Annotated in this window: 23 protein-coding genes and 1 pseudogene; 13 read left to right on the top strand and 11 right to left on the bottom strand. The window is 66.5% G+C overall.

The genetic code is table 11. The features are described 5' to 3' along the window. The first annotated feature begins 2 nt into the window (after positions 1 to 2). The 7 genes and pseudogenes from GPT34_RS12445 (at position 3) to GPT34_RS12415 (ending at position 6764) form a co-directional block, all read left to right on the top strand. A complete protein-coding gene (locus tag GPT34_RS12445; RefSeq protein WP_291012861.1) occupies positions 3 to 887 on the top strand; it encodes a CBS domain-containing protein in 885 nt (294 codons plus the stop codon). Continuing rightward, on the top strand, positions 877 to 2202 hold the full coding sequence (locus GPT34_RS12440) for a magnesium transporter (protein WP_291012859.1): 1326 nt from the start codon (positions 877 to 879) through the stop codon (positions 2200 to 2202). The genes GPT34_RS12445 and GPT34_RS12440 overlap by 11 nt, the downstream gene beginning before the upstream one ends. A gap of 123 nt (positions 2203 to 2325) precedes the next feature. After that, positions 2326 to 2937 carry a c-type cytochrome gene (locus GPT34_RS12435; protein ID WP_291012917.1) on the top strand — a complete coding sequence of 204 codons (612 nt, stop codon included), beginning with the start codon at positions 2326 to 2328 and terminating at the stop codon, positions 2935 to 2937. 7 nt (positions 2938 to 2944) lie between these two features. Beyond that, entirely contained in the window at positions 2945 to 4240 is a 1296-nt protein-coding gene (locus GPT34_RS12430; RefSeq protein WP_291012858.1) for a cytochrome c, read from the top strand. 68 nt (positions 4241 to 4308) lie between these two features. Then, positions 4309 to 5088: a trypsin-like peptidase domain-containing protein gene (locus GPT34_RS12425; protein ID WP_291012856.1), complete on the top strand. Its 780-nt coding sequence runs from the start codon at positions 4309 to 4311 to the stop codon at positions 5086 to 5088. A 64-nt stretch (positions 5089 to 5152) separates the two neighbouring features. After that, positions 5153 to 5890, top strand: coding sequence for a GDSL-type esterase/lipase family protein (locus GPT34_RS12420; protein WP_291012854.1), 738 nt, complete (start codon positions 5153 to 5155; stop codon positions 5888 to 5890). Positions 5891 to 5948: 58 nt separating this feature from the next. Beyond that, positions 5949 to 6764: pseudogene (locus GPT34_RS12415) on the top strand (crotonase/enoyl-CoA hydratase family protein). A gap of 7 nt (positions 6765 to 6771) precedes the next feature. Here GPT34_RS12415 and GPT34_RS12410 read toward each other — a convergent pair. From GPT34_RS12410 to GPT34_RS12370, 9 genes are all read right to left on the bottom strand, one after another. Continuing rightward, entirely contained in the window at positions 6772 to 7065 is a 294-nt protein-coding gene (locus tag GPT34_RS12410; protein ID WP_291012852.1) for a hypothetical protein, read from the bottom strand. Between the two features lie 22 nt (positions 7066 to 7087). Further along, a complete protein-coding gene (locus GPT34_RS12405; RefSeq protein WP_291012850.1) occupies positions 7088 to 8674 on the bottom strand; it encodes a gamma-glutamyltransferase family protein in 1587 nt (528 codons plus the stop codon). Positions 8675 to 8789: 115 nt separating this feature from the next. Beyond that, a complete protein-coding gene (locus GPT34_RS12400) occupies positions 8790 to 9626 on the bottom strand; it encodes a sulfite exporter TauE/SafE family protein (RefSeq protein ID WP_291012848.1) in 837 nt (278 codons plus the stop codon). A 13-nt stretch (positions 9627 to 9639) separates the two neighbouring features. After that, a complete protein-coding gene (locus GPT34_RS12395; RefSeq protein WP_291012846.1) occupies positions 9640 to 10965 on the bottom strand; it encodes a TRAP transporter large permease subunit in 1326 nt (441 codons plus the stop codon). After that, a complete protein-coding gene (locus GPT34_RS12390) occupies positions 10958 to 11494 on the bottom strand; it encodes a TRAP transporter small permease subunit (RefSeq protein ID WP_291012844.1) in 537 nt (178 codons plus the stop codon). The genes GPT34_RS12395 and GPT34_RS12390 overlap by 8 nt, the downstream gene beginning before the upstream one ends. Before the next feature lie 2 nt (positions 11495 to 11496). Then, positions 11497 to 12588: a TRAP transporter substrate-binding protein gene (locus GPT34_RS12385; protein ID WP_291012842.1), complete on the bottom strand. Its 1092-nt coding sequence runs from the start codon at positions 12586 to 12588 to the stop codon at positions 11497 to 11499. A 354-nt stretch (positions 12589 to 12942) separates the two neighbouring features. After that, positions 12943 to 13443 carry an Lrp/AsnC family transcriptional regulator gene (locus tag GPT34_RS12380; RefSeq protein WP_291012840.1) on the bottom strand — a complete coding sequence of 167 codons (501 nt, stop codon included), beginning with the start codon at positions 13441 to 13443 and terminating at the stop codon, positions 12943 to 12945. A 105-nt stretch (positions 13444 to 13548) separates the two neighbouring features. Continuing rightward, complete coding sequence (locus tag GPT34_RS12375) at positions 13549 to 15774, bottom strand: malate synthase G (RefSeq protein ID WP_291012838.1); 2226 nt, start codon at positions 15772 to 15774, stop codon at positions 13549 to 13551. A gap of 156 nt (positions 15775 to 15930) precedes the next feature. Beyond that, on the bottom strand, positions 15931 to 16632 hold the full coding sequence (locus GPT34_RS12370; protein ID WP_291012836.1) for a haloacid dehalogenase type II: 702 nt from the start codon (positions 16630 to 16632) through the stop codon (positions 15931 to 15933). Positions 16633 to 16742: 110 nt separating this feature from the next. On the opposite strand from GPT34_RS12370, the gene GPT34_RS12365 reads away from it, so the two are divergent. After that, complete coding sequence (locus GPT34_RS12365; protein WP_291012835.1) at positions 16743 to 17708, top strand: hydroxymethylglutaryl-CoA lyase; 966 nt, start codon at positions 16743 to 16745, stop codon at positions 17706 to 17708. Next, on the top strand, positions 17705 to 18898 hold the full coding sequence (locus GPT34_RS12360) for a CaiB/BaiF CoA-transferase family protein (RefSeq protein ID WP_291012833.1): 1194 nt from the start codon (positions 17705 to 17707) through the stop codon (positions 18896 to 18898). Before GPT34_RS12365 ends, GPT34_RS12360 begins: the two co-directional genes overlap by 4 nt. Positions 18899 to 18938: 40 nt before the next feature. On the opposite strand, the gene GPT34_RS12355 is transcribed toward GPT34_RS12360, so the two are convergent. Further along, positions 18939 to 19352: a DUF1569 domain-containing protein gene (locus GPT34_RS12355; protein ID WP_291012915.1), complete on the bottom strand. Its 414-nt coding sequence runs from the start codon at positions 19350 to 19352 to the stop codon at positions 18939 to 18941. 3 nt (positions 19353 to 19355) lie between these two features. Continuing rightward, positions 19356 to 19520, bottom strand: coding sequence for a hypothetical protein (locus tag GPT34_RS12350; RefSeq protein WP_291012831.1), 165 nt, complete (start codon positions 19518 to 19520; stop codon positions 19356 to 19358). A 158-nt stretch (positions 19521 to 19678) separates the two neighbouring features. Between GPT34_RS12350 and GPT34_RS12345 the strand changes: the two genes are divergently transcribed. From GPT34_RS12345 to GPT34_RS12330, 4 genes are all read left to right on the top strand, one after another. After that, on the top strand, positions 19679 to 20611 hold the full coding sequence (locus GPT34_RS12345; RefSeq protein ID WP_291012829.1) for a LysR family transcriptional regulator: 933 nt from the start codon (positions 19679 to 19681) through the stop codon (positions 20609 to 20611). A gap of 82 nt (positions 20612 to 20693) precedes the next feature. Then, the gene (locus GPT34_RS12340; RefSeq protein ID WP_291012827.1) at positions 20694 to 21233 is read left to right on the top strand and encodes a hypothetical protein; all 540 of its coding nucleotides are present in this window, start codon (positions 20694 to 20696) and stop codon (positions 21231 to 21233) included. Positions 21234 to 21484: 251 nt separating this feature from the next. Beyond that, positions 21485 to 21850 (top strand): hypothetical protein, encoded by a 366-nt coding sequence (locus tag GPT34_RS12335; RefSeq protein ID WP_291012825.1) that lies wholly within the window; start codon positions 21485 to 21487, stop codon positions 21848 to 21850. A gap of 103 nt (positions 21851 to 21953) precedes the next feature. Further along, positions 21954 to 22241, top strand: coding sequence for a DUF1330 domain-containing protein (locus GPT34_RS12330; protein ID WP_291012823.1), 288 nt, complete (start codon positions 21954 to 21956; stop codon positions 22239 to 22241). Position 22242 lies beyond the last annotated feature (1 nt).

The raw sequence follows: 22242 nt of genomic DNA, 5'->3' as shown, positions 1-22242 counted from the left end.
CGATGGACGCCAACCGCCCGGTGGACCGCGAGGCCGCGCTCAGCCTGGCCTTCATGCAAGCGCACCCAGTTCAGGCGGCTCGGGTGCTGGAGACCCTCGATGCGCAGGCGTCCGCCGCCATTTTCGAGCGCGCCGCGGCGCGCATCGCGGCCAGCGTGATGGCGGCGATGTTGCCGCGACAAGCTTCGCGCTGCGTGGCGGCGCTATCGGACGCGCGGGCACTCGAACTGTTCTCGGCGATGAACATGCAGGTCACGGTGTCGCTGCTGCGCTACATGCCGCCGGAGCGGCGCAATACCTTGATTGCGGGTCTGCCCACCGCATCGTCGCTGGCTTCGACCATGTTGCTGGGTTTCGACCAGGACGCCCTGGGGGCTTGGGCCGATCCGAGCGTGATCATGCTGCCCGCATCGACCCGAGCGGCCGATGCGCTGGCGCGGGTGCGGCAGACGGAGGTGGGTCACCCGGCGGTGTTTGTCACCGACGAGGCGCGCCGACTGCTGGGTGTGGTGCCGCTGCCCAGCCTGCTGCGCGCGCCCGACGTGGCCACCCTGGCCACGCTGATGCAGCTCACGCCGGCGGTGCTGATGGCGCTGGCGCCGCTGGCTGGCGCCCCAGCCCACCCGGGCTGGGCTTCGGCCTCGGCTTTGCCTGTGGTGGAGTCGGGCGACCGTTTGCTGGGCGTGATGACACACGACGCCATGACCCGTGCGCTGCGCCGCAACCAGGCCCCCGAGCCCAGCGAGTCTCACGCCGACATCGGTCTGACCGGGCTCATGGTGCGCGCCTGCTGGCAGACCGTAGTGAGTCTGGTGGCGGTCTGCCTGCCGCTGATGCCGCGGGTGCCACCGGTGTGGCCTGAGCCCAGAGGTGACGATGAGCGCTGAGTCGCTGGTCACGGCCGAGGCGGTGCTGTCCCACCGCTTTGTGCTCGACTATCCGCACGAAGCAGCCCGGTTGTTTGAGGCCATGCCGGCCGACGATGCGGCCACCCTGATCGCCAGCCACCCGCGCCACGCCAGTCTGCGCGCCTGGGAGGCGCTCGCACCCGACGTGGCACTGGCCGTGGTCGACCGCCTGCCCGAGGCTTTGGCGAGTTATCTGCTCACCGAGGGCGAACCGGTGGTCGTGGTGGCGGTGCTGACCCAGATGGAGGCTGAGGCTCGGGAAGCCTGGTTGCAGCGCCTCGGTGCGGAAGCCAGCCGGGAATTGCGCGAGCTGCTGGCTTACCCCAGCGACAGCGCCGGGCATTTGATGGACCCTCGCGTGAGTCCCTTGCGCACCGGCATGACTGTGGCCGAGGCCATTGAGCGCCTGCGCCAGATTCCGCGCGACGGCCTGCGCGAACTGCTGGTGGTTGACGATGAAGGCCGGCTCACCGGCCGCGTGGAGGTGCAAGACCTGGCGCTGGCAGCGCGCGAGCTGCCGCTGGCCGATATCACCCGCCGGGTGGTGGCGGTCGTCAACGACCTCGACCCGCGCGAAGACGTGGTGGAGATGATGCAGAACCAGTCCATCAATGTGTTGCCGGTGGTCAACGTGGGGGGCCGCTTCATCGGTGTGATCCGGCCGGCCGAGCTGATGGCCGCGGTCGAGCAGGAGACCAGCCTGGACATGTTGACCATGGTGGGTGCGAGCCCGGACGAGCGTGCCTTGTCCTCGCCGGTCTTCGCCATGAAAAAGCGCCTGCCCTGGCTGCAGATCAACCTGCTCACGGCTTTCCTCGCCGCAGCGGTGGTGGGCCTATTCGAAAGCACCATTGCCCAGTTCACCGCGCTGGCCGTGCTGCTGCCGGTGGTGGCCGGTCAGTCGGGCAACGCCGGCGCCCAGGCGCTGGCCGTGACCATGCGTGGGCTGATGCTGCGCGAGATCAGCCTGAGGCACTGGCCGGCGGTGGTCGGCAAGGAGGCGGTCACCGGCTTGCTCAACGGGGTGGCTGTGGCTGCCACCACCGGGTTGGCAGTGTACGTCTGGAGCCGCTCGCTGCCGCTGGTGGGCGTGATCGTGCTGGCCATGGTGATCTCCATGCTGGCCGCGGGTGTCACCGGTGCCCTGGTACCCATTTTGTTGCGCCGCTTCGGCCAGGACCCGGCGACCGCATCGTCCATCATCCTGACCACGGTGACCGACGTGGTGGGTTTCTTTTCCTTCCTCGGCATTGCGGCATTGTTTGCCCCGCTGCTGAGCGCCAGCGGCGCCTGATATCGTCGCCGCATGTTGAGAGCTTGGGCGCGCGTGCGTGGCGGAAGGTGGATGGGCTGGGTCTGGCTGCTGGCCTGGCCCCTGGCGTGGGCCGAACCGGTGCCCCACACCGTGCCACACACCATGGACCAGCGCATGATGGCCTGCACGCTGTGCCACGGCAACCAGGGTCGCGCCACCAGCAGCGGCTACTTCCCGCGCATTGCCGGCAAGCCGGCCGGCTACCTGTACAACCAGCTCACCCACTTTCGTGATGGTCGGCGCCAGAACCCGGGCATGGCCAACCTGCTCGATCACCTGAGCGACGCCTACTTGCGCGACATCGCTGCGCATTTCGCTGCCATCGACCTGCCCTATCCACCGCCACAGCCGGTGCAGGCCTCGGCCTCGGCGATGAACCGCGCCGAGATCCTGGTGCGTGACGGCGACGCCGCGCTCAAGGTGCCGGCCTGCGTGGCCTGTCACGGTCAGTCGCTCACCGGTGTGAACCCCGCCGTGCCAGGTTTGGTGGGTCTGCCGCGCGACTATTTGATCGGCCAGCTGGGTGCCTGGCAGACCGGCTTGCGCCACGCCCATGTGCCCGACTGCATGGCGCAGATCGCCAAGGCCTTGCCGCCCGAGGACGTGGCCGCGCTGGCGGCCTGGCTGTCTTCTCGCCCGGTGCCCGCCAACAGCAAGCCTGCGCCGCCGGTCAGCGAGCCGATGCCGATGCGTTGTGGCAGTGCCGTGCCCTGAGCGCCATATGGCTGGCCGAACTCCCCTGCTCACGGTGAAGCGCCTGCTGGCTCTGGCGGCCTTGTCGGCCGCCGTGTTGCTGGCGGGTGTGGCGGTGGTGCTGGGACGCGACCTGAGCGCGCGCGCCCTGCCGCCGGTGGACCCGGCGGCCCGCGTGGACGTTGCCTCGGCGCTGGTGGAACGTGGTGCTTACCTGGCGCGCGCAGGCAATTGCGCCGCTTGCCACACGGCTCGTGGCGGCCTGCCTTACGCGGGCGGGCGACCCTTGGTCACGCCCTTTGGCACCGTCTTTGCCAGCAACCTCACGCCCGATGACGACACCGGGCTGGGGCGCTGGAGCGCCGACGCGTTCTGGCGCGCCATGCACCTGGGCCAGTCGCGAGACGGTCGCCTGCTGGTCCCCGCCTTTCCCTATGACAGCACCACCCGCATCACCCGCGAGGACAGTGACGCGCTTTACGCTTTTCTGAAGAGCCTGCCTGCGGTGAATCAGGCCGCCACGCCCCACGCACTGCGATGGCCCTACAACACCCAGCTCGCGCTGGCCGCCTGGCGTGCGCTGTATTTCAAGCCCGAAGCCTTTGTGGCGGATACCGGCCAGAGCGCCGAGTGGAATCGGGGTGCTTACCTGGTGCGCGGCCTGGGCCACTGCGCGGCCTGCCACGCCACGCGCGATGTCATGGGTGGCGTGGTGGCCGACGGCGAATTCTCGGGAGGGCAGCTGCCCGAACCAGGCTGGTATGCGCCTTCGCTGCACGCACAGACCGAAGGCAGCGTGACCCACTGGGAAACCCAGCGCATCGTCAACCTGTTGCGCGACGGCCTCGCGCACGAAGCCTCGGCCGTCGGGCCGATGGCCGAGGTGGTGTTCGGCAGCACGCAACACCTGTCCGAGCCTGACCTGCGGGCGATGGCCATCTACCTGCAATCCCTGGCCCCTCGGCCGGTCACACCGGTGGCCTTCGAGCCAGCGCGCGGTGACCAGCGAGAGCTGGGCGCGCGGGTGTACGAACAGCGTTGTGCTGACTGCCATGGCGAGCAGGGCCAGGGCGCCGCAGGCATCTACCCGGCGCTGGCGGGCAACCGCGCCGTGACCCAGGCTTCGGCCGCCAATCCGGTGCTGGTGGTGTTGGGCGGGGGTTTCCCGCCCGCCACCGCTGGTAACTCACAACCGTTCGGCATGCCGCCCTACCGCACCCTGCTGACCGATGCTGAAATCGCTGCCGTGGTCACACACCTGCGCCAGTCCTGGGGCAACCAGGCTTCGGCCGTGCCGTCGCAGGCAGTGCAGCGCCTGCGCTGAATCACTTTCCTCTGGACGGGCATTGGTGCGACACTCGAACGGTGACCACGAAAAAATCTCCCCCCCCGATGGCCCAGCCCGAGTCGCTGCGTCCCGCGACACGCACAGTCGCTGTCGATCCGCTGTTTCTCGCCGCACCCCAGGTGTCGACCTACCTGGGCGAGTTCGCGCTCACCAACGCCAGTGGTTTCTTTTTTGAGCGTGAGGACCGGATTTACCTGGTCACCAGCCGCCACGTGGTGATCGACGAGGCCAGTGATCACCTGCCCGACCGGCTGGTGATTGAGCTGCACCTGGATGCCACCAACCTCACCAAATCCACCGGTTTCTCGGTGCCGCTGTACCGCGACGGCCAGGCGCTGTGGCACCAGGGCCGCGACAGTGCGGGGGAGATCGATGTAGCCGTGATCGAGCTGGAGCGCGCTGCGTTTCCGCCCTCGGCCGTCTACCGCGTGTTCACCCCCGACCATATCCAGGCTGCATTCGCCGCCGTGCCTGCCGATGCCTCGCTCATGGTCGTGGGCTTTCCACTGGGCTTTCACGATGTCGTGCACCACCTGCCGGTGGTGCGGCTGGCCGCCATCGCTTCCCCCCTGGGCATCCGCTTTCAGGGCCAGGGCTTTTTCCTCACCGACGCGCGAACCCACCGCGGCACCAGCGGCGCGGCCGTGGTGATGCGCGATCCGGCGCCCACCACCCCCGCCACCAAGGCGTTGCCCTGGCGCTTGCTGGGCGTGCACTCCTCGCGCATGGACATGGGCAACCGCGATCTGGTGCTCGACGAATCGCTGGGCCTGAACTGCGCCTGGTACAGCGACATCCTGCTCACCCTGACCGAAGAAGACTGAGCCGGCACTGCGCAAGAAACCCCTGGGTCGGGCCTTGCCCCTCGCCTGACCTAGACTGGGGCGCATGAAAACCGCGCTTTTGTTTCTGGGCCTGGCCGCGGCCACCGCGGTGCTGGTCCTGGGCGGTTGCGCTGCTTCGCGCATCAGCACGGCGGCGCAGCTCGCGCGCGACAGCGAGCCCTTCCAGCACACACCGCCCAACCCCACCTTGCGCCTCCTGATCGTGGGCGACAGCACCGGTGTGGGCACCGGCGCCAGCTCACCCCAGGCCAGCCTGGCCGGCCTGCTGGCCCAGGCCTATCCGCGCCTGCGCATCGACAACCGCGCCCGCGACGGCGCCACCTTCGAAGGTGTGGTGCAGCAGCTGCAGGCCGACGATGCGCGCTACGACGTTGTGCTGATCCAGGCCGGCGGCAATGACGTGATCCGCCTGCGCCGTGCCGATGCCATGCGCGACGACATTGATCGCGCGGTCGCACTCGCGGCCGCTCGTGCCGGTCGTGTGCTCATCATGCCCGCCGGCAATGTCGGTAACGCACCGTTCTTTTTCCCGCCGTTGTCCTCGCTCATGACCACGCGCGCAGAGCGATTGCACGGCTTCATCCAGGCCGCGGCGCAGCGCCACGGCGCCATCTACATCAATCTGTTTCAGGCGCCCGAGAACGATCCGTTCGTTCAGAAACCCGGCCTGCACGCACGCGACGGCTTGCACCCGAGCGACGCCGGTTACCAGGTCTGGTTCGATGAGCTCAGCCGTCAGGCCGGCCTGGCCCAGCTGTTGGCCGCCGCGCGCGCCGGGTAAGTTGCATTGACGCCTGCGTGACCGGTGCGAACCGGCTGTCTTTGCCATGATGACCTGCATGAACACAAGCGCGAAACCCACCTCCGTCGAAGGTCGCATCTCCACCGAGCAACGCGGCCATGTGCTGCTGATCGGCATCGACCGGCCCGCCAAACGCAATGGATTCACGCCCGCCATGCTGCGCGCGCTGGCCGAAGCGTACACGCGGCTCGACGACGACCCGGTCCTGCGCGTCGGCCTCTTGCACGCGCAGGGCGATCACTTCACCGCCGGGCTCGATCTGCCCAGTTTTGCGCCGCTGATGCAGCGCGGTGAATCGCCGGTGCCCGAGGGCTGGGTCGATCCGGTGGATCTGGGTGACCCGCGCTGGCGCCGCCGCGCCAAGCCCATGGTGGTCGCAGTCAAGGGCATCACCTACACGCTGGGCATCGAGCTCATGCTCGCCGCCGACATCGTGGTGGCGGCCGACAACGGCCGTTTTTCGCAGCTTGAAGTCAAGCGCGGCATCATGGCCACTGGCGGCGCCACGCTGCGCATGGCCGAGCGCTCGGGCCTGGGCAACGCTTTGCTGCACCTGCTAACGGGCGACGAGTTCGGCAGCGCCGAGGCATTGCGCCTCAACTACATTCAGCGCGTCGTGCCCGCGGGCACCGAGTTCATTGAGGCGCTGCGCCTCGCCCAGACCATCGCCGAGCAAGCGCCTCTGGCGGTGATCGAGACCCGGCGCAGCGCCGTGCTCGCGGTCGAACAAGGGCCCATCGTGGCCCAGGCCGAGTTCGAAGCGGTGCAGTAACGCCTGGCGCAGAGCGAGGATGCGAAGGAAGGTGTGGCCTCGTTCCGCGAAAAGCGGGCCGCGGTGTTCAGGGGCCGCTGACTGGGCGTCAGTCGGTGAAGCGCCCCACCAGCGCTTCGCCCCAGCCCCAGGGGCCGGTGAGGGTCAGCGTCACCGTGGTCCAGCCGCCGTCGGTCTGCACCTGCTGCTCGGCGTCCCAGGCGCCACCCTCGTCCAAAGGCCCCTGCGGCCCTGGACTGTCGGCAACGGCCTGGGCCATCACCGCCCGCACTTCGGCCAGCACCCCCGGCAGATCGGCGGCGCGCACGCTGGCCATCGCCTCCCAGGTGCCGGTGCCTTCGCCGTCGTCGCTGGCGTCGAAGATCAGGTAGCTCAGCGCCATCGTGCCGTTGTTGCGCGCGTGCTCACAGCGCGGCCACGATGCCGTCGCTGCGCGGGTCGGCTGCCCCTTCAATCACGCCGTTCGGGTGGCGCACCAGCGCGCCGGCATGGCCCATGGTGTCGCTGAAGGCTTCGGGCAGCACCTCCACCGCATGGCCGGCTTCGCGCAGTTGTTCGATCAGCGCCGGCTCGAAGCGGCTTTCCAGCTTGAGCGTGGTGCTCACGTCGCCCCAGGTTCGGCCGAGCAGCCAGCGCGGCGCGGTCACCGCCTGCTGCAGGCCCTGGCCAAAGCGGGCGTAACGCGTGAACACCGCCGCCTGGGTCTGGGGCTGGCCCTCGCCACCCATGGTGCCGTAGGGCATGACGCGGCCGTCGTCGAACAGCGCCAGTGCCGGGTTGAGTGTGTGAAATGGCCGGTGGCCAGGCTTCAGCACGTTGAGTGCCTTGGGGTCGAGCGAGAAGCTGGTGCCCCGGTTTTGCCACACGATGCCGGTGTCCTGCAGCACCACGCCCGAGCCGAACTCCCAGTACACGCTCTGGATGAAGCTCACCGCGCGGCCTTGCGCGTCGATGCAGCCCATCCAGATGGTGTCGCCTGGCGCAGCCACGTCGGGCCACGGAAGCGCTTTCTCGCGGTCGATTTCGGTGGCCAGATCGGTCAGTGAGGCGGGCTTGAGGAAGCTCTTGGGGTCGGCGGGCAGGCGCTGCGGATCGGTGACCACGCGCTCGCGCACGCGAAATGCGCGTTTGGTCGCTTCCACCAGACCATGCACGTGGGAAAAGCCCTCGCCCTCGGTCACCCCAAGGCGCTCGAACAGGCCCAGGATCATCAGGGCCGAGAGGCCTTGCGTGGGGGGCGGCAGGTTGTAGATGGTACTGTCGTTCAGCCGCACCGAGAGGGGCTCGACGATCTGCGCCCGGTAGGCCGCGAGGTCGCTGCTGCGCAGCGGGCTGCCCACGCGCTCGAGCTCAGCGCCGATGCGTGCAGCGAGCTCTCCGCGATAGAAATCGTCCAGGCCACGCTCGGCCAGTTCGGCGAGCGTGCGGCCCAGCGTGGGCTGTTTGAGGATGTGGCCCACCGCGGGCGGCTGGCCATCGACCAGGTGGGTCTGCGCAAACCCTGGCGCGTCCTTCAGGCCGTCGAACTTCTCGCGCGTGAGAGCCGACTGGCTCTCGGTGACGGCGATGCCGTTGTGCGCATGGCGAATGCCGTCAGCCAGCAAGCGCGACAAGGGCAAGGCGGGTCCCCAAGGTGCTGCCACCTCCAGCGCCTTGGCCCAGCCGCCGATGGTGCCGGCCACGGTAAGGGCGGCCTTTGGTCCGCGCGACGGAATGCTGTCGTGCCCGGCGTAGAAGTCCAGGTCGGCCAGGGCCGCAGCAGGGCCACAGGCACTGATGGCCACGGGCTCCTTGCCGGGTTCGTGGATGAGCCAGAAGCCGTCGCCACCGATGGCGTTCATGTGCGGGTAGACCACGGCAATGGCGGCGGCAGCGGCCACCATGGCCTCGACTGCGTTGCCACCGTCGCGCAACACGTCGCGCCCGGCCTGCGCGGCCAGGTGGTGTGGGGCCACGTGCATGCCGCCGAGAGCGGTGAGGGTGTGGATCACAGGGGAGGTCTCCTTAGGGTGGTGTCGGTACTCAGATCACAGATTGTCGGGTGTTTGTGCCGCGTTGCGGGCCGCAGTGGGACTCCACTCTTCGCCGTCAAGTTGGCAGCGGCCCTCAGTGCAGCAGGCCGTAGAACATGCGCAGCGAGGTGAGTGCGAGAAAGACAGCAAATACCTGGCGCAGGCGGCGCGCGTCGATGGCATGGGCGAGTTTTGCTCCCCAGCCGGTGGTGGCCATGGTGGCGGGCACGATCGTGGCCATGCCCAGCAGGTTCACATAGCCCAGGCTCGCGGGTGGGCGGCCGGCCACACCCAGGCCGTTGATCAGAAACGCCAGCGCCCCGGGAAAACTGATCACCATACCCAGCATGGCGCCCGTGCCCACGGCGGTGTGCATGGGCACGCGCAAGGCGTTGAGGATGGGCACGCTCAGGGTGCCGCCACCGATGCCCATGAGCGTCGAGATGCCGCCAATGCCGCCCCCCAGCAGCGAAGTGCCCACCTGGCCCGGCAGGCCGTCCGCCAGTGCGAAGCCCTCGCGCTTGAATGCCATGTTCAGCGCCACCACCAGCGCCACCGTAGCGAACACCGCGGTGAGCACGGAGCCACTGAGGTAGCGGCTGGCCACCGAGCCTGCCAGCACGCCCACAATCACCGAGGGCATGAGCCGCTTGATCAGCGCGAGGTCCAGGCTGCCGCGTTTGCGATGTGCGCGACTGGACATGATGGAAGTGGGAATGATGGTGGCCAGCGAGGTGCCCACCGTCACGTGCATGCGCACCGATTCGTCGATGCCCAGCAGGGTGAACAGGTGGTAGAGCACCGGCACGATGACGATGCCGCCGCCGACGCCGAGCAGTCCCGCGAGGATGCCGGCGATCACACCCGTGGCCAGCAGGGCGAGCGCCAGGCCCAGCAGCCACAGGCCACTGTGTTGGTTGAGGATGTCCATGGTGCCTCCCCGATCACCAGCCGATGGCCTTGGGCAGCCACAGCGCGATCTGCGGATAGAGGAACAGCAGCACCAGCGCACACAACTGCAGTGCAATGAAGGGCAGAACACCCTGGTAGATGTCCTTGATGCCGACCTCGGGTGGCGCCACGCCTTTCAGGTAGAAAAGGGCCCAGCCGAACGGCGGCGTGAGGAAGCTCGACTGCAGGTTCATGGTGATCAGCATCGCCAGCCACACCGGGTCCACACCCATGTTCAGCAGGATGGGCAGGAACAGCGGCACTGCGATGTAGCTGATCTCGATCCACTCGATGAAGAAGCCCAACACAAAGATGATCATCATCATGAACCACACGGCGGTGTTGGCGCCACCGGGCAGGGCATCGAACATTTTCTCGATCAGCATTTCGCCGTGCAGGCCCCGGAACGACAGGGCGAAGACCTGCGCCAGCATCAGGATGAACATCATGATGGCGGTGATCTTGCTGGTGTCGAGCGCCGCCTCGCGCAGGGTTTTCAGGCTGAAGCGACCCGACAGGGCGGTGATGACCACCGCGCCCACCGCGCCCATGGAGGCGGCCTCGGTGGGGGCGGCGATGCCGCCCACGATGGAGCCCAGCACCGCCACCACCAGCATGATCGGCGGCACTAGCACCTTGAAAAAGCGGATCCACAAATCGCGGCGCGACAGCGCATCGCGCTCGGCCACTGGCACCGGCGGCATGGTGTGGGGCCTGAGCATGCCCATCACCAGCAGGTAGACGATGTAAACGCCAGCCAGCAGCATGCCCGGGCCCACCGCAGCGGCAAACAGCGTGCCCACCGAGAGCTGCATGATGTCGGACAGCAGGATCAGGATCAGGCTGGGCGGAATGATCTGCCCCAGCGTACCCGAGGCGCAAATCACGCCGCAGGCCACGCGTTTGTCGTAGCCGCGCCGCAGCAGCGTGGGCAGGGTGAGCAGGCCCAGCGTGATGATGGTGGCACCCACAATGCCGGTGGTGGCGCCCATGAGCACGCCGAACAGCACAATGCCCACGCCCATGCCGCCGCGCACTCCGCCGGCGATGTGGCCCATCACGTCCAGCAGGTCGTCTGCCAGTCGCGATTTCTCCAGCATCACGCCCATGAACACGAACAGCGGGATGGCCATCCACTGGTAGCCCGAGACGATGCCGTAAAAGCGGGCGGGTAACAGGCTGAACAGCGTCTCGCCGAAACCCATGTAGCCGAACACCAGGCCCACCGTGGCCAGGCTGATGGCGACCGGGATGCCGATCATCAGCATGACAAAAAAGCCGCCCAGCATCAGCAGGGCGTAGGTCTGCATCTCAAACATGGGCGCCCTCCAGGCTTGCGCGGCGGGTGATCACCAGCCGCATCAGGTGCGCCAGCTGCTGTAGCGCGACCAGGCTGTAGCCCAGTGGAATCAGCGCCTTCACCGCCCATCGGTAGGGAATGCCGCCCGGATCGGGAGAGCCCTCCAGGATCGAATACGACTGCCCCACGTAAGGCAGCGACAGGTAAACGAACAGCAAGGCCACGGCCGCCGTCAGCAGCGCAGCGAAGACGTCCACCACGAACTTGGTGGTGGGCGAATACCGGGCATAGAAAAGGTCCACCCGGACGTTGTCGCCGCGCTGCAGCGCGTGGCACATGCCCAGAAGAATGAGCGCAGCGAGCAGGTGCCACTCCAGCTCCTGCGCCCACACCGAGCCCAGACTCAGCGAGTAGCGCAGGATCACGTTGAGCGCCACCAGGCCGATCATGGCCAGTGCCACCCACGCGGTGACGCGCCCGATCCAGTCGATGAACGACTCGATGCCGCGCAACGCGGCAGGCGTGTGGATATGCCCGGCTGCGCTCATGTTCAGCCCCGCACCTGGGTGTGGTAGGCCTCTTCGCTGATCTCGCTCCAGCGGTCAGACTTGGCCTTGTACGCCATGTACGAGTCGCGCACCTTCTTGGTCATCGGGTCCTTGGCCACCGCCTCGGCGAGCACCTTCTCGGTCTCGGCACGAAGCGCCTTGATTACGTCCGCGGGCAGCGGCCGGGCGATCACCTTCTGGTTGTTCACCAAGTCGTCCATGGCTTCGGAGTTAGCCTTCTGGCACCAGGCTTCGCTGATCACGTTGCAGGCCGCTGATGCGTTGCTGACCACCGCCTGCAGGTGCTTGGGCAGTTTGTCCCAGGCAGCCTTGTTGATGAGCAGTTCGGACACCGTTGCAGACTCGTGCCAGCCGGTGGTGTAGTAGTACTTGGCGGCTTTCTGCAGGCCGAGGCGGCGATCCTGGAACGGTCCGACGAACTCGGCCGCATCAATCACGCCGCGCTCCAGGGCGGGGAAGATCTCGCCGCCCGGCAGCACCTTCACGTCCACCCCAAGATTGGCGTAGACCTTGCCCGCCAGTCCAGGGATGCGCATCTTCAGGCCTTTGAGGTCGGCCACAGACTTGATTTCCTTCTTGAACCAGCCGGTCATCTGCACGCCGGTGTTGCCGCAGGGCATGGCCACCATGCCGAAAGGCGCGTAGACCTCGTTCCAGAGGTCGATGCCGCCGCCGTCATACAGCCATCCATTGACGGCCTGGAAGTTCATGCCGAACGGCACGGCGGTGAAGTACTGGGCGGCGGAGGTCTTGCCGGTCCAGAAGTAGGCATTGGCGTGGTTCATTTCCACGGTGCCGGCGCGCACCGCATCGAAACCTTCAAACGCGGGGATCAGCTCGCCAGCGCCAAACACCTGAATGTTGAGCTGACCGTCCGACATCTCGAGGATGCGCTTGGCCAGGTCGGTGGCGCTGCCGGGCCCCGCCATGTAGAAGGGCGAACCCTTGGGATAGGCGCTGGTCATTTTCCAGTTGAACTGGGCCTTGCCCTGGGCGTGGACCAGGGCGGGTGCGCCGAGCACGCTGCCTGCAACAGCGGCACGGGAGAGGAACTGGCGGCGAACGAGTGACATGGTGAGACTCCTGGGTGGGTTGGAAAAAATGGCGCTGCCGTTTGTACGGCCACACCCAGACCCATGCGCAAGCGCTGTGCCACACACCAAAAATCACTTAAGTCATTGAAAATATTCAATAAAGTCCTGATCGACAGGGGGCACGACTGCACCAAGAAACACCGTGGCCGGTGCCGTTTGCCACAGGCGGCGTGATCGAATGTTCAGCCGATCCGCTCCGGGTGATCGTTTGTCAACAGCTGGATGCCGTTTGGATGGCATCGGTAGCGTGCCGGCCCCGTCCAGCGGCCGCGGCGGTGACGAATGTTCAGCCTGCACCCGCCCGGTGCGCGCGCACCACGCTGGACGCACCGCTCACAGCCGGGCGCCGCCGCGCCGGTGCTTGACCCGGGTGAGCAGGGTCTTGCAATCGACCGACAGGATGTCGGGCCGGTTGAACAGGTGGCGGTGAACAAAGGCCTCGAAGTCCTGAACGCCTTCGGTCAGCGCATGCACGTGCAGGCTCTTGAGGTCGCTCATGATGTAGAGGCTGACCACTTCCTTGCAATCGGCCAGCTCCTGTGCCACCGCCTCTAGGGCCACCGGCGCGACCTGGATATCGAGAAAGGTCGACAGCACCTTGCCCAGCTTCTCCGGGTTGATCACCGCGCCGAACAGCTCGATCACGCCGCTGGCCTGCAGCGCCTGCACCCGGGCCCGCGCGTGCGCGCGGGAAATGCCAAGCTGGCGTGCGATATCGGCGAAGGAGGCGCGGCCGTCTTTGACGAGGATGCTGAGCAGGGCGCTGTCGAGCTTGCTCAGGCTGGGTTCCGGCAGCGACGGCGAAGGAGTGGAGATCAGTGCGTTGGACGTCATGCTCGATTGCAAGCACATCCTGCGCCAGACCCGGCCGGGTGCAATGGCCAAAAAAAACGGCGCCTCGAAGGGCGCCGTCAGTCTCCTCGACTCCTCGTTGTCAGATCAGGCGGCAGCTTTCACTTTGAGGCGCCAGGCGTGCAGCAGCGGCTCGGTGTAGCCGCTGGGCTGTTCCTTGCCCTTGAACACCAGGTCCAGCGCGGCCTGGTAGGCCATGCTTTTCTTGAAGTTGCCGGCCATGGGTTTGTAGAACGGGTCGCCGGCGTTCTGGCCGTCGACCACCGCGGCCATGCGCTCGAAAGTCTTCTTCACCTGTGCTTCGGTCACAACGCCGTGCAGCAGCCAGTTGGCCATGTGCTGGCTGGAGATGCGCAGCGTAGCGCGGTCTTCCATCAGACCCACGTTGTGGATGTCGGGCACCTTGGAGCAGCCTACGCCCTGGTCAACCCAGCGCACCACGTAGCCCAGAATGCCTTGGGCGTTGTTGTCCAGTTCCTGCTGTTTTTCCTCGGCGCTCCAGTTGGGGTTGCTCGACACCGGCACGGTCAGCAGACCGGTCAGCAGGTTGTCGCGCTCCTGAGAGGCGTCGATTTTTTCCAGGCCTTTCTGCACGTCGGACACCAGCACCTGGTGGTAGTGCAGGGCGTGCAGCGTAGCCCCCGTCGGGCTGGGCACCCAGGCGGTGTTGGCGCCGGCTTTGGGGTGGGCGATCTTCTGCTCCATCATGGCCTTCATCAGGTCGGGCATGGCCCACATGCCTTTGCCGATCTGCGCCTTGCCGCGCAGGCCGCAGGCCAGACCCACCAGCACGTTGTTGCGCTCGTAGGCCTGGATCCAGGCGCTGGTCTTCATGTCGCCCTTGCGCACCATCGGGCCGGCCATCATAGTGCTGTGCATCTCGTCGCCGGTGCGGTCGAGGAAGCCGGTGTTGATGAAGGCCACCCGGCTGGCGGCGGCAGCAATACAGGCCTTGAGGTTGACGCTGGTGCGGCGCTCCTCGTCCATGATGCCCAACTTGACGGTGCTCTCCGGCAGACTGAGCACCTGCTCGACGCGGCCAAACAGCTCGGCGGCAAACGCCACCTCGCGCGGGCCGTGCATCTTGGGCTTGACGATGTAGACCGAGCCCTTTCGCGAGTTGCGGATCGCGTCCCTTTTTGTGCGCTTGAGGTCGTGCAGGGCGATGGTGGTGGTGACCATTGCGTCCAGAATGCCTTCGGGAATCTCTTGGCCTTCCTCGCCCCAGAGGATGGCGGGGTTGGTCATGAGGTGACCGACGTTGCGCAGGAACATGAGCGAGCGGCCGTGCAGGCGCACGGGTTTTCCGTTCGGTGCGGTGTATTCGCGGTCCGCGTTGAGGCCGCGGGTCATGGTCTGGCCGCCCTTCTGGAACGACTCCACCAACGTGCCCTGCAGGATGCCGAGCCAGTTTCGGTAGGCCAGTACCTTGTCCTGTGCGTCCACCGCGGCTACCGAGTCTTCGAGGTCGAGGATAGTGGACAGCGCGGCTTCCACCACCAGATCGCTCACGCCAGCGGCGTCGCTTTTGCCAATCGGCGTAGCGCGGTTGATCTGGATGTCCAGGTGCAGGCCGTTATGTTTGAGCAGCACAGCGGTGGGCGACTTCGCTTCACCCTGGTAGCCCACGAGCTGGGCCTGGTCGGCCAGTTTGCTGGTGCCGCCGCCGTTGAGACCGACCACGAGCTCGCCGTCCTTGTTGATCTTGTAGGCGGTGGAACCCACATGGGAGCCCTTCTTCAGCGGTGCGCAGCGGTCGAGCACGTGGCGCGCGTATTCGATCACCTTGGCGCCGCGCTTGGGGTTGTAGCCGCCCTTCTTGCCTGGACCTACTTTGCCGCAGCCTTTGTCTTCGCTGATCACGTCGGTGCCGTAGAGCGCGTCGTACAGGCTGCCCCAGCGTGCGTTGGCGGCGTTGAGCGCGTAGCGCGCGTTCAGGATCGGCACCACCAGCTGCGGGCCGGCCTGCACCGCCAGCTCGTCGTCCACGTTCTTGGTGGTGGCCTTGACCTTTTTCGGCTCGGGCACGAGGTAGCCAATGGTCTCCAGGAACTTGCGGTAGCCCAGCATGTCGCGCACCGGGCCGGGGTTGGCGCTGTGCCATTTGTCCAGCTCTGCCTGCAGCCGGTCGCGTTCGGCCAGCAGGGCCGCGTTCTTGGGCGCGAGGTCGCTCACGATGGCGTCAAAGCCCTTCCAGAAAGTCTCGCTGGACACACCAGAGCCTGGTAGCACCTGGCTGTTGACGAACTCAAACAGTTCGGTGGCGACTTGCAGGCCGTGGATCTGGGTGCGGGGTGTTTTGTGGGTGGTCATACGTTGCTCCAAAAGAAAATAAATACTGAAAGGATTGGTCTCGGCGGTACGTTGGGCTGAGTCAGGTCAGCGGTGGAACCGGCTTCGCCGGGCCACAGGCTGCGACTCTCGTCCCGCAGGAAAGGGGGGAAGACGCGAAGCGGCGCAGGGGGGCGTTCACAGCATCTCCAAAACATCGCGCAGGCTGCTGCCGATGCGGTGCGGCGCGGTGCCGAGTTCTTCGAACGGCGCGTTCTGGCGGTTGACCCAGAGTGTCTGGTAGCCAAACCAGGTGGCGGCAAGCGCGTCCCAGCTGTTGGAGCTGACAAACAGCGTCTCATTTGCCGGCACACCCGTGGCAGCCGGGCCCAGGGCGTAGGCTTCGGGCGCGGTCTTGAACAGGCGCACCAGGTGCACGCTGATCACATGGTCGAGCAGCTCGTCCAGTCCGGCGCTACGCACCGAAATGCCCAGCATCTCGGGGTCTCCGTTGGACAGGATGCCGGTCTTGAGGCCGCGTTCGCGCAGCGCCGTGAGCACGGCGCGCGTTTCCGGAAAGCCCGAGAGGTGGCGATACTGGCCCATGAGCGCGCGGTGGTGGTCTTCAAAGCCGCCGGTGGCCCATTCAGCGCGCGCGGCGGGCGCCACGGACTTGATGGCGTAGCGCAGGGCAGCCTCGGTCAGCGTCCAGAACGGCTGGTAGTGCGCGCCGTGGTTGCTGGTGGTGGCCAGGCGTGTGTATTCAATCTGCTTGTCACGCCAGAGCAGGGCCAGCCGCTGGCCCTGACCGGAAAACAGCTGCTCGGCCAGCATGGCGATGCTGTACACGTCGAACAGCGTGCCATAGGCGTCAAACAAGACCGCGCGGGGCTTTTTCATGCCTGCCAATGTATTCCAACCTTTGCCCAACATTAAAAACCCTGCGGGGGTTTGACCTGTGACTTTTTTGAATGCAGTCCTGCTCAGAGCCCAGGCGGTACCATGCGGACATGCCTTCCAGCCCCACCCCCGACGTGCGCATCAGCGAGGTCGGCCCGCGCGATGGGTTGCAGTCCGTGTCGGCAACCATGGCCACGGCCGACAAGTGCCGCTGGATCGACGCGCTGGTGGCCGCCGGCTTGCGCGAGATCGAGGTGGCGTCGTTCGTGCCGGCGCGCCTGATGCCGCAGATGGCGGACGCTGCCGAGGTGGTGCGCCATGCACTGACCCATGTCGCGCGACACCGGCGCCTGACCATCATGGTGCTGGTGCCCAATGCCCGTGGGGCAGAGGCCGCCTTTGCCGCCGGGGTGCACAAGATCACCCTGCCGGTCTCGGCCAGTGAGGCCCATTCGCTCGCCAATGTGCGCAAGACCCGTGCACAGATGCTCGACGAATTGCGCACAGTGGCCGCGCTGCGGCGCGACAGCGCACCCGCAACCTCACTGGAAGTGGGTCTGTCCACCGCCTTCGGCTGCACGCTGCAGGGCGCGGTGCATGAAGACGAGGTGATCCGCCTGGCGGTTGATTGTGTGAGCGCGGGCGCTGACGAAGTGGGCCTGTCCGACACCACCGGCATGGCCCACCCGGCGCAGGTGCGCCGCCTGTTCACCCGCTTGCGCGCCGAGCTCGGCGACCGCGCGGGTGCCGCCCATCTGCACAATACCCGCGGCCTGGGCCTGGCCAACTGCCTGGCGGCGTGGGATGTGGGTGTGCGCAGCTTCGACAGCTCACTTGCTGGCCTGGGCGGTTGCCCCTACGCGCCCGGCGCCAGCGGCAACGTGGTCACCGAAGACCTGGTCTTCATGTTCGAAGCCATGGGCGTGCGCACTGGCGTGCAAATCGATGGCCTGCTGGCCGCGCGCGAGCCGCTCCAGGCTGGTTTGCCCGGCGAACCGCTGCACGGCATGACCCCTTTGGCTGGCCTGCCCAAGGGCTGGTCATCTTTTGAATACCCAAGCACGTCGATCTCATGAGCAACGCTGCACCCAATTCTTTGCCCTACGCCGGCATCCGCGTCGTCGAGTTCACCCACATGGTCATGGGCCCGACCTGCGGCATGGTGCTCGGCGACCTAGGTGCCGAGGTGATCAAGGTCGAGCCACTCAAGGGTGACAACACGCGCCGCCTGCTCGGCTCCGGCGCAGGCTTCTTCCCGCTGTTCAACCGCAACAAGAAAAGCCTGGTGCTTGATCTGCACACGCCACAGGGCAAGGAAGCCGTGCTCAAGCTCATCGCCACCGCCGACGTGGTGAGCGAAAACTTCAAGACCGAGACCATGCAGAAGCTCGGGCTGGACTACGACAGCCTGAAGCAGCTCAACCCGCGCCTGATCTACGTGAGCCTCAAAGGCTTTCTGCCCGGACCGTACGACCACCGCACCGCGCTTGACGAGGTGGTGCAGATGATGGGCGGCCTGGCCTACATGACCGGGCGGCCTGGTGACCCGCTGCGCGCGGGCAGCAGCGTGAATGACATCATGGGCGGCCTGTTCGGCGCCATCGGCGTGATGGCGGCGCTGAAAGCGCGCGAGACCACGGGCCTGGGCCAGAAGGTGGAGAGCGCGCTGTTCGAAAACAACGTGTTCCTCGTCGCGCAGCACATGATGCAGTTCGCCGTGACTGGCCAGCCCGCCGCGCCCATGCCCGAGCGCATTTCGTCCTGGGGTATTTACGACGTGTTCAGCGTCAAAGACGGCGAGCAAATTTTCCTCGCTGTGGTCAGCGATACCCAGTGGGACATCTTCTGCAAGGCCTTCAGTTTCGACGACCTCAAGGCCGACCCTCGCCTGCCCAGCAATAACCACCGCGTGCGCGAGCGCAGCTGGCTGGTGCCTGAGCTGCGCCAGCGCCTGGCCAATCGCAGCGCGGCCGAGCTGGCCGAGGTGTTCGAGCGCGAAGGCCTGCCGTTCGCGCCCATCACCCGCCCGCACGACCTGCTAGACGACCCGCACCTCAACGCCACCGGCAGCCTGGCCCCCATCACCCTGCCCGACGGCGAATGCGCCGGCCAGACCGCACCCACCGTGTTGTTCCCGTTCACGCTCGATGGCCAGCGCCCCGGCGTGCGCCTGAGCCCACCTCGCCTGGGCGAGCACAACGCGGAGCTGCTGGGTGAGCTCGGCTATGGTGAGGCGGAGATCGCGCGGCTGAGCGGGCTGACGTAGGGGTCAAGCCGTCCCGCCACTGGCGGTGCCCGGCGAAGCCTCAGGCGGTGAACGCCGAGAAGTGGTTTGCCAAGTGCATGGCGTGGGCCTGTTCGTATTCGGCCTTGCTCAGCGCGCCGTAGGCAAAGTGCGGTTGCAGCGGCCCGGCGTGGTCGCGGAAGGCCTGCGCCGCGATTTGCAGGCGGGCCAGCGCCGCGACGGTGTCGGTATCGGCCGGGAGGGAGGGCGCGCCGGGGATGGGGTCGTCCAGCGGGTGGCTCATGCGCCCGCGCCAGGTGAACACGCCAAACGCTGTTGCGCCTACCGTGCGCTGGAACAGCGTTGACTTCGTCTCTGGAAACCCCCTCACCGAGTATTCGATGCTTTGCGCCAGGTGGGTCAGCGTCTGGCCCCAGTTCCAAGGCGTGTGCGGCTGCAGGTTCGGCGCCTGCGAGAGGCGGGTGAGCTCGGCCAGTGCTTAATCCAAGGTCTTGAAGCTGAGCCGCCGGTTCATGCCCGGGCCTTCTCGGCAACCGGCGCTGCCGAGGGTGCCCAAGCCCAGCGGGGCGGCCACCACCGCGCTGCTGAGCAGCCGGCGGCGTTGCAGGTCGACCTCAGGCGGTTGCGGCGTCAGCGTGGTCATTATCTGAGAGGGCGGATCAAAGGGTTTCACTTTAGCGTTCACCGTCGGCAGGGTCCACCCAATAAATCGTTAGCAGGTGCCACTGAATCGGTTTCAGTCAAAAATACGGCGGTGACTGCGATTGATTGCACCAATTTTCTGGAGTAATCTGGCCGGCGATGGACAAACTCAAGCAGTTCGAAACCTTGGTCTCGGTGGCCGCGCGCGGCAGCCTGACCGCGGCGGCCAAGGCCGAAGGTGTGGCACCCGCCATCATCGGGCGCCGGCTCGATGCGCTGGAGGCGCGCCTGGGCGTCAAGCTCATGGTGCGCACCACGCGGCGCATCACCCTCACCCACGAAGGCAGCGCGTTTCTGGAGGATTGCCAGCGCCTGCTGATTGATCTTGCCAACGCCGAGGCCAGCGTCAGCGCCGGCGGCGTGAAAGCCAGCGGCCACCTGCGTATCACCGCCCCCGCCGGCTTTGGTCGCCGCCATGTGGCGCCGCTGGTGCCGCGCTTTCGCGAGCTGCACCCCGAAGTCACCATCTCGCTCAACCTCAGCGACCGCGTGGTCGACGTGCCCGGCGAAGCCTACGACTGCGCGGTGCGCGTGGGCGACCTGCCCGACTCGTCGCTGGTCAGCGTGCGCCTGGCGGACAATCGCCGTCTCTGCGTGGCCACACCCACGTATCTGCAGCAACACGGCAGCCCGCAGGCCCCTGCTGATCTGGTGCGCTTCGACTGCCTCACGCTCAGCAGCGACGCGTCACAGACGCGCGGCTGGGCGTTTGCCGTGGGCAAGGAAGCTGGTGGCAGCCCGGAAGTGATCCACCTCAAGCCCGGCGGCCCGCTGGACTGCAGCGACGGCCAGGTTTTGCACGAGTGGTGCCTGGCGGGCTACGGCATCGCCTGGCGCAGCACCTGGGAAGTGGAAAACGACATCGCCGCCGGCCGCCTGACCACTGTGCTGGACGAATTCGCCGCCCCGCCCAACGGCATCTATGCCTTGTTTCCGCAGCGCAAGCACCTGGCCTTGCGCGTGCGACTGTGGATCGATTTTCTGAAGCACCACTATGGGCAGGCGGATTTCTGGGCGGGTTCGGGGCGGTAGACCTGTGAGCCATGCTGGGAGCTTCACCTTGGCTGCTGCTCGGAGGCTTTGGACTTCAAACGAGGGCTGGGGGGAGCATTCCATGTATCGAGTGGCAATCATTTCTTGCGTGATCGGAATGCTGTTGGCTTGTGCCGGTGTGTCTCGTTTCGAGAAGGGCGTGATCGTCGCCCACGGAGAGCGACTCGAGGGTGCGAGTGAGGTTCTCTATTATCTGATTTCTATCGACCTTGGTCAGGACGATGCGGCAGACCAGGAGGTCGTCCGTGTGCGCCTGAAGCTGGCTGCCGACGCGCCCATGCTTCCCCTGTCGGCATTGCGTCCGGAGGTCGTGGCCAAGTATCTGCCGCGTTTCGTTGCGCCCTCCCAATGGCCCGCGAGCTGGAGGAAGAAGGCTGAGGACGACGATGCGTACGCAGGTGGTGGTTTCTACCTCCGCTTTGAAAAAGGGCGACTGGTCTCGGTGAGCATATGCTCACATTGTTCTGGCGGCCGGGAGTCGCCCGTAGTGGGTGCCGCGCATGGCCCGAGTCCTTTCAAGCTGCCGTTGTCGATTTCGCAGCTCGTCGAGGTCTTCGGATCACCCGATCGCCTGCGTTCAGCGAGGGAAGTTACCTATTGAACTGGAGGTTTTGCTTTGCTGCAATCGGTTGGGAGCCGCAGGTCGGGGGGCAGCGCCGGGCCCCAAAGACTGCATGGGCGAATTCGCGCCCTCAGGGATTTCCTTTGCATCATTGCGGCATTCGATTTCTTTTCAGTCGACGGCCTCCAAGCCGTTTCTACGCTATGACCCGACTACCGACCCTCGTTGCACGACGGAGCATTTTGTTCGCTGCAGCGGCTGGCGCCGCGAGCCTGATCGTTGGTTGCTCGATGCCAATTTCAATGCCTGGCGTTGGCCGCGCGCCCGACGCTCCTGCCTCGCGCGAGTACCGCCGGGCTGTCGCCAGTCACCTCTACACCCGCAACAGCGATCGCATCTACAGAGGTGTGATGCAGCCCAACCTGTATGCGATTGGTGTGCTGCAGGTCGACATCGATCGCCGCGGTCAGGTGGGGCGCATGAACTGGTTGCGCGCGCCCAGCCACGCGCCCGAGGTGGTGGCTGAGATCGAGCGCATCGTGCGCGCCGCGGCGCCTTACCCGTCGCCCTCGCGCACGGTGACCTACACCGACACTTGGCTGTGGGACAAGAGCGGGCGTTTTCAGCTTGACACGCTGACTGAGGGCCAGCTCTAGGACCTGCGCAGCGCCTGCCCACTTCGGCTGGCTTGCAGGCCTGTGTGATCATGGTGCTCTGCGCCCCGCTCGTCGCGGTGTGCCCACTCACCGGAGAATTGCCATGGCGGCTTACGTGATTGCAGACGTGGAAGTGATCGACAGTGAAGGCTACGAGGCTTACCGGCAGCAGGTGCCGGCCACGATCACCGCTCACGGCGGTCGCTACCTCGCGCGCGGCGGCGATACCGAGGTGCTCGAAGGCAGTTGGTCGCCCAAACGCTGCGTGATCCTGGAGTTTCCTGACATGGCGCGTTTTCGGGCTTGGTGGACGTCACCCGAGTACGCGCCTTTGCGCACGATCCGCGAGCGCACCACCCGGTCGCATCTGGTCGTCACCCAGGGCCTTTAGC

This window comes from Hydrogenophaga sp. (genome assembly GCF_011390835.1).
GTDB lineage: Bacteria > Pseudomonadota > Gammaproteobacteria > Burkholderiales > Burkholderiaceae_C > Hydrogenophaga.
The sequence above is the reverse complement of the archived record's forward strand: the minus strand, read 5'-3'. Positions and strand labels throughout refer to the sequence as shown.

Coding starts and splice junctions, on each gene's coding strand:
- GPT34_RS12370 (WP_291012836.1), bottom strand. CDS start 16,632: ATGAAAAAGCCCCGCGCGGTCTTGTTTGACGCCTATGGCACGCTGTTC.
- GPT34_RS12350 (WP_291012831.1), bottom strand. CDS start 19,520: ATGACCACGCTGACGCCGCAACCGCCTGAGGTCGACCTGCAACGCCGC.
- GPT34_RS12445 (WP_291012861.1), top strand. CDS start 3: ATGGACGCCAACCGCCCGGTGGACCGCGAGGCCGCGCTCAGCCTGGCC.
- GPT34_RS12330 (WP_291012823.1), top strand. CDS start 21,954: ATGGCGGCTTACGTGATTGCAGACGTGGAAGTGATCGACAGTGAAGGC.
- GPT34_RS12340 (WP_291012827.1), top strand. CDS start 20,694: ATGTATCGAGTGGCAATCATTTCTTGCGTGATCGGAATGCTGTTGGCT.
- GPT34_RS12335 (WP_291012825.1), top strand. CDS start 21,485: ATGCCAATTTCAATGCCTGGCGTTGGCCGCGCGCCCGACGCTCCTGCC.
- GPT34_RS12425 (WP_291012856.1), top strand. CDS start 4,309: ATGGCCCAGCCCGAGTCGCTGCGTCCCGCGACACGCACAGTCGCTGTC.
- GPT34_RS12375 (WP_291012838.1), bottom strand. CDS start 15,774: ATGACCACCCACAAAACACCCCGCACCCAGATCCACGGCCTGCAAGTC.
- GPT34_RS12435 (WP_291012917.1), top strand. CDS start 2,326: ATGGACCAGCGCATGATGGCCTGCACGCTGTGCCACGGCAACCAGGGT.
- GPT34_RS12420 (WP_291012854.1), top strand. CDS start 5,153: ATGAAAACCGCGCTTTTGTTTCTGGGCCTGGCCGCGGCCACCGCGGTG.
- GPT34_RS12345 (WP_291012829.1), top strand. CDS start 19,679: ATGGACAAACTCAAGCAGTTCGAAACCTTGGTCTCGGTGGCCGCGCGC.
- GPT34_RS12385 (WP_291012842.1), bottom strand. CDS start 12,588: ATGTCACTCGTTCGCCGCCAGTTCCTCTCCCGTGCCGCTGTTGCAGGC.
- GPT34_RS12380 (WP_291012840.1), bottom strand. CDS start 13,443: ATGACGTCCAACGCACTGATCTCCACTCCTTCGCCGTCGCTGCCGGAA.
- GPT34_RS12395 (WP_291012846.1), bottom strand. CDS start 10,965: ATGTTTGAGATGCAGACCTACGCCCTGCTGATGCTGGGCGGCTTTTTT.
- GPT34_RS12365 (WP_291012835.1), top strand. CDS start 16,743: ATGCCTTCCAGCCCCACCCCCGACGTGCGCATCAGCGAGGTCGGCCCG.
- GPT34_RS12360 (WP_291012833.1), top strand. CDS start 17,705: ATGAGCAACGCTGCACCCAATTCTTTGCCCTACGCCGGCATCCGCGTC.
- GPT34_RS12400 (WP_291012848.1), bottom strand. CDS start 9,626: ATGGACATCCTCAACCAACACAGTGGCCTGTGGCTGCTGGGCCTGGCG.
- GPT34_RS12410 (WP_291012852.1), bottom strand. CDS start 7,065: ATGGCGCTGAGCTACCTGATCTTCGACGCCAGCGACGACGGCGAAGGC.
- GPT34_RS12430 (WP_291012858.1), top strand. CDS start 2,945: ATGGCTGGCCGAACTCCCCTGCTCACGGTGAAGCGCCTGCTGGCTCTG.
- GPT34_RS12390 (WP_291012844.1), bottom strand. CDS start 11,494: ATGAGCGCAGCCGGGCATATCCACACGCCTGCCGCGTTGCGCGGCATC.
- GPT34_RS12440 (WP_291012859.1), top strand. CDS start 877: ATGAGCGCTGAGTCGCTGGTCACGGCCGAGGCGGTGCTGTCCCACCGC.